The following is a 7175-nucleotide window of genomic DNA, read 5'->3' on the forward strand; positions in this document are numbered from 1 at the left end:
CTCGGTGAGGCCTTCGCGGGCATCGACGGGATCCTCCTGCTCGTCGCGCTCGCCTCGGTATCCCTCGCCGACCACCACAAGAAGGTCCTGTGGCGCGCGGTCGTCGTCTCCCTCGTGATGCTCGTGGTCGGCGTCCTCGTAGGATCCATTCCGTTCTGATCCCCACCCCTCGCCGCCTAATGTCTTCTCGGTGAGGACTTCTCGATGAGGACCAGGACCTAATTCATGATGGCGGCGCGCACGAAAACGACAACGCGCCCGGCGCTCCGCGCCGGGCGCGTTCCGCTCGTCATGCAGATCCTCCTGTGGCAGCTCGTCGTGCTCGCCGTCAGTCTCGGCATCGGCGCGGCGTGGCGGATCGGCACCGCCGAACAGTCGATGCGCGACGAATACGCCCAGCGCGCGCTCGCCATCTCCCAGTCCGTGGCCTCCGATCCCGACGTCCGCGAGGGGCTCGAGGCGTTGAGCGGAGCCGACCTCGACGCCGCCGCCCTCGCCGACGGCGAACTGCAGAAGGAGGCGATGGATGTCACTCACCGGACCGGCGTGATGTTCGTCGTCATCGCCAACGCGAGCGGTCTCCGGCTGAGCCACCCCGACACGGACTTGCTCGGCAAGCACGTCTCGACCAGCGCCGAAGAGGTTCTCTCCGGGCAGGACGTGCTCGACACCGACCGCGGCACGCTCGGTGAGTCAGTCCGCGGGAAGGCGCCCGTGCGCGCCGAAGACGGGCGCGTGATCGGATTCGTGGGCACCGGCATCTCCACCGCGGACGTAGCGGCGGCGCGGAACCGGGACATCGCAGCGACGATCGGGATCGCCGTAGGGGCGCTCGCCGTCGGCGCGATCGGCTCGGCGCTACTCGCGCGGCGCTGGCGCACTCTAACGCTCGGCCTCCAGCCGGAGCAGCTCGTGGGGCTGGTCGGCGAGCAGCGCGCGGTCTTCCATTCACTTGCTGACGGCGTTCTGTCCGTGGATCCGCGCGGCCGCATCCAGGTGGTCAACGACAGGGCGCGCGAACTGCTCTCCATCGACGCGCCCACGGGGACCCCGCTCGACGATATCCAGCTGCCCTCGCGACTGCGGGAGATAGTCCGCGTACCGACCCCGATACCCGTGGCCACCACGGTCGGCGAGCGCATCGTTCTCGCGGGATCGCACCGCGTGATCGAGTCCGGGCAGTACCTCGGCATGGTGCTCTCGGTGGTCGACAGGACCGACGTCGAGCGGCTCACGCGCGAGCTCGACTCCGTGCGCTCGATGAGCGAGGCTCTGCGCGCGCAGCGGCACGAGACCGCCAACCGCTTCCACGTGCTCTCCGGCCTCCTCCGCCACGGGCACGTTTCCGAGGCCCGCGAGTACCTCGAGGAGATTTCCGGGGCCCGCGGTACCGCAGGGGTCGAGGGGATCGACAACGTCGCCGAGCCGCACCTCCATGCCTTCCTCGACGCCAAGGCGACGCTCGCGCACGAGCGCGGGGTGGCGCTCGAGCTGGGGCCACAGACCTGGGTGGACGGGGAGATCGCCGATCCCGTCTCCGTGACGACAGTGCTCGGTAACCTCATCGACAACGCGGTGGACGCGGTGGTCGCCGCGGGCGAAAATTCTGGCGGGAAGGTCCGCGGGAGGGCTGGCGCCGATTCGAGCGACGATCCGAGCGGCAATTCGAGCGCCGAGGCCGGTCGGGTCGAGGTCGAGCTGTTCGCCGACGGCGACACGCTGTGGATCACGGTCTCCGATACCGGCGGCGGCATCGATCCCGCGCGGGTACCGGATGTGTTTGCCGAAGGGCAAACCACGAAGGACGGTTCGGCCGTGCCCGGAGGCCGAGGGCTCGGGCTCGCCCTGGCACGACGCCTGTGCCGGAGAGGCGGCGGAGATCTTCGCCTGGTCGATCCGGGAGGCCCGCCGTCAGGGGCAGATGGGGCAGTGTTCGTGGCCGAGCTTCGCGGCGCCATGGAGGAGAGCGGCGGCGAGCAGCAGAGAGACGAGGACCCGCACGCGGCCGAGCCGCGGGAAGGACCCACGAATGGCTGAGGAACGGACCGGGTTCGGGGTGCTCGTCGTCGACGACGACTTCCGCGTCGCCGGGCTGCATTCCGCGATCGTCGACGCGATGCGGGACTTCGAGGTCGTCGCGCGGGCGGGCTCGCTCGTCGAAGCGCGGGCCGCGTTCGCCGCGGCCGAGGGGCGGATCGACCTCGCGCTCCTCGACGTCTATCTGCCCGATGGATCGGGGATCGACCTCGTGGGCGAGCTCGACTGCGATTCGTTCGTTGTAGGTGCGGAGCGGGGCGGCGATGCCGTGCGACGGGCGACGAGGGCCGGGGCGCTCACGTATCTGGTCAAGCCGTTCGAGGACGTTGAGCTCGCCCGGCGTCTCGCCGGATACGCGCGCTACCGGCGCGTACTCGCCGATGCGGACGTGGACCAGCGGCTCATCGACGAGGCACTCTCCGCGCTCCGCTTCGGCGCCTCGCGGAAGCGGGAAGCGCCTGCCTCCCCCACCGAGCAGAGCATCCTCGCGCTGTTCGAGGATCCGGAGACGCGTCTGTTCGCCGACGAGGTCTCCGAGCGCGTGGGCATCGCACCACCGACCGCGCGTCGGCATCTGGCGCACCTCGTCGGCTCCGGGCGGCTCGCGATGGACCTGCGCTACGGCGGCACCGGGCGGCCGCGGCAGGAGTATCGGCGGTGCGAGAAGGACTGAGGGACGAGCGGCGGCGTGGCAGGCGGCCTTCGACCCGCTGCCTACCCTTCCTCCTCGATCCGCGGGAACGGCGCCGCCTCCTCGATCTCGTAGGCGAGCTCGAGGAGAGTGCGCTCGTCGCCCCGCGCGGCGCTCAGGTGGATCGACCCGGGCAGCCCCGACGGCAGTAGGCCGAACGGCAGGGAAACACCTGGCCCACCTCCGACATTGTTGAACGGCGTGAACGCCGCGTACGCCGTGAGCCGCTCGAGAAGCTCGGAGAAGTCGAGCTCCGGGGAGAGAAATCCGAGTTCCGGAGTCGGCAGGCCGACGGTGGGGCTGAGGACTGCGTCGAGGTCGGAGAACGTGTCGTCGTATACCGCGCCGACGCGGCGCATCCGGGCCAGCGCGCCCGGGGTTTCGAGAGCCCGACGAGACCACATTGCCGCGAGCCCGCGCGTAAAGGGATCGAGGAGGCCGGGGTGGAAATGCCTCCCATGCTCGAGCAACGCGGCGGCCGACAACAGCGCCGCGGACATCCCCCAGCCGAGGACGAAATCTTCCGCGAAGCCGCGGCCCACTGGCAGCGGAATGGGGACGATCTCGTGCCCCAGCCCCTCGAGAAGCACCGCCGCCTGCTCACACGTCGCGACTACCTCCGGCGCGAGATCTTCCCCGGTGCCCGACGAGGACGCCGACTGGAGGACCATCCCGATCCGCAGGCGGCGTTCCCCCGGCGCCTCGACGAGCCCTACTTCCGGCAGCCGCCGGTTGCGATAGACCTTCTCGCAACCGGCGAGGTGGTGAGCGGTGTCGCGGACCGAACGACTGAGCAGCCCCTCTGCGACGAGGTTGACCGGCAGCGAGCGCGCTCCCGGCCTGTCGAGGGTGCGGGCCCGCGTGGGTTTGAGGCCGACGAGCCCGCACGCCGCGGCAGGAATCCGGATCGAGCCGCCGCCGTCGTTGGCGTGTGCCACCGGCACCGCGCCCGCAGCGACGAGCGCCGCCGATCCGCCGGATGATGCGCCCGCCGAGTGAGCGGTGTTCCACGGGTTGCGCGTCGGTTCGCGCCACACGAACTCGGTGCTCGCGCTGAGCCCGAACTCGGGCAGCGTGGTCTTCCCCAGCACCGTGAAGCCGAGCTCGAGGAACTGCCGGGCCGGCGCCGACGTCCGTTTGGCCGGTTCCGGCTCGATGGCGCGTGAGCCGTGCAGGGTGGGCCATCCCGCGAGGTCGGCGTTGTCCTTGAGCAGGCTCGGCACGCCGGCGAACGGCTCCCCGCCATCGGCTGCGGCGCCCTCTTCGAGCTCCGCGACTGATTCGTCGAGCGCGTCGTATTGGAGGGCCGCCAGCTCGGGATCCACCTCCCGGATCCTGACGGCGGAGGCCGTAGCAGCCTCGGCGGCGCTGATCTCTCCGCTGCGGATGCGCGCAGCGATCGCCACGGCATCGTCGCGGCCGAGGGCATCGTCGCGGAATGAGTGGACTCTCGCTCTGGTGGGCTTGGATTCTCCTGCTGGCACGACTCCCATCGTGCACGCACCGCCCGAAGAGCGCGCGACTATTCGGCGAGCCGACTCCCGCCGCCCGGTTCGTTCGGCGGAGTCCGTCCAGTGGGAGCAGTGCGACCGGGCCGGTTCGGGGGGTCAGTTCGAAGCGGCCTTGCCGCGCTTCCAGTAGCCGCAGAAGGTGATGTTCGACTTGGGTACCCCGGCGGCGACGAGGTGGCGTCGGGTACCGGTGGCTAGCGAGGACTCGCCGACCGCGAAGGCGCACACGCTGGACCCGTGATCGAGCTCGCGGAGGGCGGCGAGCGCGTCGCTGCCGGGGGCATCGTCCGGGTCGCGGAACACCCACCGCACATCGATCCCGTTGGGGGCGACGGAATCGTCCTGGGCGTCGGCCGGGTCGAAGAGCTCGATGATCGCGTGCCCGGTCGCGTCCCGCGGGAGGTCGCGGAGCACACCGAGCGCGGCGGGCATCCCCGATTCGTCGGCGACGATGAGGGTGTTCGCCGCGGGCACGTCCTTCCAACCGCATCCTTGGTCGATAAAGGCGACGTCGGTGCCCGGTTCGACCGCCTCCGCCCACGGACCCGCGACGCCCCCGGTGCCGTGGACGACGAAATCGATGTCGAGCTCCGCCGGTTCGTAGCGGAAGTTCCTGATCGTGTAGTTCCGGATCACCGGCCGCGTGCCCTTGGGCGACGTGAGGAACTTGAGGTATCCGCCGATCCCGAATTTTCCGGGCAGGTTTTCGAAGCGGTCGTCGCCGTGCACGGGGATCGCGAGGCGGAACCACTGGTCGAAGCCCTGGTAAACGAACTGCTCGAGGTCGCCCCCGCCGAGAGTCACCCGCATCACGTGGGGCGAGATCCGTTCGCTGCGCAGAACATGGGCGCGGACGAATCCGAGCTCTGATTGGGTGATCGCGATATTGCTCATATGACGGGACCGTCCAGAGATGATGTGCCGGCGCCGGGCGACGCAGCAGTGTTGGCATTCGGGCGCATCGGGGCCCACGAAGTGGCATCGACGGACGAGACACTCGGCCGCCGATTATTGGTTAGCCTAACCTGTTCTTGCGTTTCCGAGAACCCCGCCGAGGCAACGAAAAATCCCGGCCGCGAATGCGACCGGGATTCTCTACTTCTGTGGAGCTAAGGGGATTCGAACCCCTGACCCCCACACTGCCAGTGTGGTGCGCTACCAGCTGCGCCATAGCCCCGTATTCAGTTCGCCGGGCGCGAACCCGACTCGAAATAATCTACAACAGTGGGCGACCACGGTCCAAATCGGGGCGCGCGGAGCTCCGCCGTCATGGGCAGAAATACGGAGAGCGGGACCCATGACCTGCACGGACCCCGCTCCCCTTAGCCTTACGGCGTGACTACTTCGCGATGGCGTCGGCGATCCACTTGGGATCCTGGATGTTGACCGGCTGGCCGTCCTTGAGCACGGTCGGCGTCGCCATCTGCTGGCCGCTGTCCTGGAGCGCCTTCTGCGAGTTGCTCGCGGTCTCCGTGGCGAGGTCGAGGTTATTTCCGCCCTGGCCGATGCCCTCGATGCACTGCGTCGAGGTATCGGAGGCACCCGAGTCCTTGGCATCGGTGGCGATGTCCTTCTGCGTGCGGTCGCCGCCGCCCTCCGGGGGCTGGTTCGCGAACCACTTCTCCCGGGTCGTCAGGTAAGTATCGAGGCTCTCGGACACTGCGACGCACTGCGCGGCGGCGATCATGCGCGTCGAGAAGTCGCCCTTCGCCGAGCTGCGGTCGAGGAAGTTCACGTAGTGGTGCGTGACTTGGAGCTTTCCGTCAGTGATCGCCTGGGTCAGGTCCTTGCCGAAGTTCATCTCCATCTGGCCGCACGCGGGGCACATGAAGTCCTCCCACACGTCGAGCTTCGGGGCGTCCTTCTCCCCGACCGTCACGGCGCCGTCGTCGGCGATGGAGATCTGCGGGTCGGTGGTGGCCGCGAAGTCCATGGACACGGGCTCCTTGTTGAAGGGGCCCCAGTTGTTCTGCACGGCCACGACGACGGCCGCCACGGCGATCACGATGATCCCGGCGATCGCGGCGAGCGTGATCCACATGCCGTTGGACGAGGACCCGTTCAGCGCCTTACTCGTGGCGCTCTTCGACTTCGCATTCACGAAACTCTCTAACCCTTCTGTTTTGCCTTCGCCTTGCAATCCAGCGCTTGCCGGCCAGCACGTTCGGGCCGGGGCAGTCCGGCGCCGACGAGTTGCGGACACATCACCTACCGACGCTACGCAACGCGGTCCCCCGAATCCTAGTTGACCTCGCCATTCACAGGGAAAGCGAAAGGCCCTGTTAAGGAAAGTTCCCGGGCAGGGGTGGCGGCCGGCGCCGTCCGATAGTCTCGGCGACGAACATCGCCACAGGATCACCGAGGAGCACCATGCGAATCACACGAGCGGCCGCGGTGGCGGCCATAGCTCTTCTGGGCCTGACGGCGTGCGGCACATCGTCCGAGCCGTCCGATTCCGCGGCGGAGTCGACGGCCGCGACGTCGTCCTCGGCCTCCTCCGCCGCCGCGACTCCCGGCGCGGGGGCGTCAGGCGCCTCATCCGCGCAGGGCACGGCGGCCGCCCCCTCGTCCGGCGCGGGCACCGGGGCGGGAGCGTCCCCCGCCCCGCAGGGCGACGGGGCGCCGATCGATCCCTCGTTCTGCGCCGAGAAGAACGCCACCTTCACCGACCCCGCGCTGTACGAGGGACTCACCGGGGCCGCGAGCGAGTACGAGGGCACGGAGCAACTCCGCAGCGCCGTGGGCAAGCTGATCTCCGGCTCCGAGGGGAAGCTCCCGGCCGAGCTCGACGGGGACGCCAACACGCTGCGCACCTTCGCCGACGGCGGGGATTTCGACGCCGTGGCGCTGTCCGCCTCGCTGGCGTCCGTGATCGGCTACATCCAGACGAACTGCGCCTAGCGGATTCCGGGTGCCGAGTGTGGGAGCGAATAAGG

6 protein-coding genes and 1 tRNA gene are annotated in these 7175 nt (G+C 69.2%); 3 read left to right on the forward strand and 4 right to left on the reverse strand.

All coding sequences use genetic code 11. The features are described from left to right. The first annotated feature begins 225 nt into the window (after positions 1-225). On the forward strand, positions 226-2037 hold the full coding sequence (locus V7E05_RS02885; RefSeq protein ID WP_333618169.1) for a sensor histidine kinase: 1812 nt from the start codon (positions 226-228) through the stop codon (positions 2035-2037). Further along, positions 2030-2710, forward strand: coding sequence for a response regulator (locus tag V7E05_RS02890; RefSeq protein ID WP_333618170.1), 681 nt, complete (start codon positions 2030-2032; stop codon positions 2708-2710). The genes V7E05_RS02885 and V7E05_RS02890 overlap by 8 nt, the downstream gene beginning before the upstream one ends. A 41-nt stretch (positions 2711-2751) precedes the next feature. Here the strand turns inward: V7E05_RS02890 and V7E05_RS02895 are convergent, their stop codons facing one another. The 4 genes from V7E05_RS02895 to V7E05_RS02910 form a co-directional block, all read right to left on the reverse strand. Beyond that, the gene (locus tag V7E05_RS02895) at positions 2752-4212 is read right to left on the reverse strand and encodes an amidase (RefSeq protein ID WP_333618171.1); all 1461 of its coding nucleotides are present in this window, start codon (positions 4210-4212) and stop codon (positions 2752-2754) included. 123 nt (positions 4213-4335) lie between these two features. Continuing rightward, positions 4336-5133 (reverse strand): siderophore-interacting protein, encoded by a 798-nt coding sequence (locus V7E05_RS02900; RefSeq protein WP_333618172.1) that lies wholly within the window; start codon positions 5131-5133, stop codon positions 4336-4338. Positions 5134-5343: 210 nt separating this feature from the next. Continuing rightward, positions 5344-5416 (reverse strand) — tRNA-Ala (locus tag V7E05_RS02905). Positions 5417-5578: 162 nt separating this feature from the next. Then, positions 5579-6340 (reverse strand): DsbA family protein, encoded by a 762-nt coding sequence (locus tag V7E05_RS02910; RefSeq protein ID WP_333618173.1) that lies wholly within the window; start codon positions 6338-6340, stop codon positions 5579-5581. 269 nt (positions 6341-6609) lie between these two features. Between V7E05_RS02910 and V7E05_RS02915 the strand changes: the two genes are divergently transcribed. After that, positions 6610-7140 (forward strand): hypothetical protein, encoded by a 531-nt coding sequence (locus tag V7E05_RS02915; RefSeq protein ID WP_333618174.1) that lies wholly within the window; start codon positions 6610-6612, stop codon positions 7138-7140. The last annotated feature ends 35 nt before the right edge of the window (positions 7141-7175 follow it).

Source organism: Dietzia sp. (assembly GCF_036741115.1).
Classification (GTDB): Bacteria; Actinomycetota; Actinomycetes; order Mycobacteriales; family Mycobacteriaceae; genus Dietzia.

Bases quoted from the DNA above. Each gene is read 5' to 3' on its own strand.
- V7E05_RS02885 (WP_333618169.1), top strand. From the start codon at position 226: ATGATGGCGGCGCGCACGAAAACGACAACGCGCCCGGCGCTCCGCGCC.
- V7E05_RS02890 (WP_333618170.1), top strand. From the start codon at position 2,030: ATGGCTGAGGAACGGACCGGGTTCGGGGTGCTCGTCGTCGACGACGAC.
- V7E05_RS02900 (WP_333618172.1), bottom strand. From the start codon at position 5,133: ATGAGCAATATCGCGATCACCCAATCAGAGCTCGGATTCGTCCGCGCC.
- V7E05_RS02915 (WP_333618174.1), top strand. From the start codon at position 6,610: ATGCGAATCACACGAGCGGCCGCGGTGGCGGCCATAGCTCTTCTGGGC.